Annotated in this window: 4 protein-coding genes; 1 reads left to right on the top strand and 3 read right to left on the bottom strand. The window is 72.1% G+C overall.

What is annotated here, in order from left to right; translation table 11 throughout:
* Positions 1-82 precede the first annotated feature (82 nt).
* Positions 83-571 (top strand): transcriptional regulator BldD, encoded by a 489-nt coding sequence (gene bldD, locus AC0CYZ_RS18930; protein WP_472218117.1) that lies wholly within the window; start codon positions 83-85, stop codon positions 569-571.
* A 148-nt stretch (positions 572-719) separates the two neighbouring features.
* Here the strand turns inward: bldD and nusB are convergent, their stop codons facing one another.
* The 3 genes from nusB to AC0CYZ_RS18915 all read right to left on the bottom strand — a co-directional run.
* The gene (nusB, locus tag AC0CYZ_RS18925; RefSeq protein ID WP_472218115.1) at positions 720-1,292 is read right to left on the bottom strand and encodes a transcription antitermination factor NusB; all 573 of its coding nucleotides are present in this window, start codon (positions 1,290-1,292) and stop codon (positions 720-722) included.
* Positions 1,292-1,855 (bottom strand): elongation factor P, encoded by a 564-nt coding sequence (efp, locus tag AC0CYZ_RS18920; RefSeq protein WP_472218113.1) that lies wholly within the window; start codon positions 1,853-1,855, stop codon positions 1,292-1,294. The genes nusB and efp overlap by 1 nt, the downstream gene beginning before the upstream one ends.
* A 59-nt stretch (positions 1,856-1,914) precedes the next feature.
* Positions 1,915-2,596 (bottom strand): M24 family metallopeptidase (locus AC0CYZ_RS18915; RefSeq protein ID WP_472218111.1); only part of this gene is annotated, 682 nt, incomplete at its 5' end.

Here is a 2,596-nt window from a genome sequence, read left to right as displayed (position 1 = left end):
CGCATCATCACTCTCCGTATCGACTTCAGCAGTCAGCGTCGGCGGTCCCCCCGACCGACGCGTCGGGAACGGGGTGCCGCAAATGGGCGACTATGCGAAGGCGCTGGGCGCCAAGCTTCGGGGTATCCGCCAGCAGCAGGGCCTGTCCCTGCACGGCGTCGAGCAGAAGTCGGGCGGCCGCTGGAAGGCCGTCGTCGTCGGGTCCTACGAGCGCGGCGACCGCGCCGTGACCGTGCAGAAGCTGGCCGAGCTCGCCGATTTCTACGGCGTCCCGGTGGCCGAGCTGCTGCCCGAGGGGCGCATCCCGTCGGGCTCCGAGCCCGCCGCCAAGATCGTCATCAACCTGGAGCGGCTGCAGGCGCTGCCCGCCGAGAAGGCCGGCCCGCTCGCGCGGTACGCCGCCGCGATCCAGAGCCAGCGCGGCGACTACAACGGCAAGGTCCTCTCGATCCGCAACGAGGACCTGCGCTCGCTCGCGATCATCTACGACATGACGCCGGGCGACCTGTCCGAGCAGCTCGTCGAGTGGGGCGTGCTGCCGCCCGAGGCGCGGGCCGTCCGCGAGGACTGAGCTTCGGCGGCGGCGGCGCGTTCCGAGCGAAGGGCACCTTCGGTCGGATAGACGGGCGAGGGGTGACCTTCGCCGGAACGTCGCGCCCCCGGTCGTGCTGAGTGAAGGGCCCCCTCGGTCGACCAGATCGACCGAGAGGGCCCTTCGCTCATTCGTCGGTGTCCCCTGCGCCGTCGCCCGGGGGCTCCGCGAGCTCGGCGTCGGGCGGCACGTCCACCCGCTCCCGCTCGGGGGCCGCGACCGGCTCGCGACGGCCCGACGCCAGCCCCGCCAGCACCCCGTTCACGAACCGCGGCGAGTCGTCGGTCGAGAGCTCCCGGGCGAGCAGGATCGCCTCGTCGATGGCCACCGCGTCGTCGACGTCCTCGGTGAAGAGCACCTCGTAGGCCCCGATGCGCAGGATCGCGCGGTCGACGGCGGCCATCCGCTCCACCGACCAGCCCCGCGCCATCTCGCCGAGCGAGGCGTCGATGTGCTCCCGGTGGGCGACGACCCCCTCGACCAGCGTCTGCGCGAAGTCCGAGACCGGGGGCGCGTCCGACCCCGCGATGCGCCGCCGGAGCACGTCGAGCGGGTCCTCGGCGCGGGCCTCGGACTCGAAGAGGATGTCCAGCGCGCGCTTGCGGGCCTTCGACCGCGAGCCCTTGCGGGGCGGGGTGTCCTGGTGGGCCGACCGTCCTGCTGCTACCTGGGTCGAGCTCCGCTTCGCCTCGTCCCCCACTAGCTCGACACGCGGCCGAGGTAGCGGCCGTCGCGGGTGTCGACCTTGACCGTCGTGCCGGTCTCGAGGAACAGCGGGACCTGGATCTCCGCCCCGGTGGACACCGTCGCGGGCTTGGTGCCACCAGTGGAGCGGTCGCCCTGCAGCCCGGGGTCGGTGTGGGTGATCTCGAGCTCGACCGAGGCCGGCATCTCGATGAACAGCGGGACGCCGTCGTTGAAGGACACCTGCACCTCCTGGTTCTCCAGCAGGAAGCGCGCCTGGTCCCCGACGGTCTGCGCCGGGACCGGGATCTGCTCGTAGTCGTTCGCGTCCATGAACACGAAGTCGTCGCCGTCGCGGTAGAGGAAGGTCATGTCCCGGCGGTCGACGTTGGCCGTCTCCACCTTGGTGCCCGCGTTGAAGGTCTTGTCGACGACCTTGCCGGTCATCACGTTCTTCAGTGTCGTCCGGACGAAGGCGCCACCCTTGCCCGGCTTGACGTGCTGGAACTCGGTGACGGACCAGAGGTTGCCGTCGATCCGCAGCACCAGGCCGTTCTTCAGGTCGTTCGTCGTCGCCACTGCCGCGTCGCTCCTGTGCTCGATCTCGTCTGCGGACCGGGTGTCCGGACGGGCCCGCGTCAGCCCAGGACCAGGAGATCCCGTGTCGACGCGGTCAGCGGTTCGGCCCCGGACCCGGTCACGACCAGGGTGTCCTCGATCCGCACGCCGCCGCGACCGGGGAGGTACACGCCCGGCTCGACGGTGACCGTCATGCCCTCCACCAGGGTAGCGGTCGCCGTCGAGCCCATCGCCGGAGCCTCGTGGATGACCAGCCCGACCCCGTGCCCGACCGGGTGCACGAAGAACTCGCCGTAGCCCGCGGCGGCGATGACGTCCCGGGCGGCGGCGTCGATCTCCTGGGTGTCGACGCCGGGTCGCAGGGCGGCCCGACCGGCGGCCGCGGCCGCGTCGACCAGGGCGTAGACCTCGCGCTGCCAGTCCGCGACGGCGCTCCCGGGTCCGACGAGCACGGTGCGGGTCATGTCCGAGTGGTAGCCGTCGACCAGGGCGCCGAAGTCCATGGTCACGAGGTCCCCGGTGGCGAGCGGGGCGTCGGTGGGCCGGTGGTGCGGGATCGCGGAGTTCGGCCCGGATGCGACGATCGACGGGAACGCTGCGGCCTCCGCGCCCTTGTCGAGCATCCGCCGCTCGAGTTCTCGCGCGAGATGGCGCTCGGTCCGGCCGAGCACCAGGCCCTCCAGCACCTCGGCCAGGGCGCTGTCGGCGATCGCGGCGGCCTGCCGCAACGCCGCCAGCTCA

This window comes from Actinomycetospora sp., from assembly GCF_055612215.1.
This window is presented reverse-complemented; position numbering and strand designations above follow the sequence as displayed.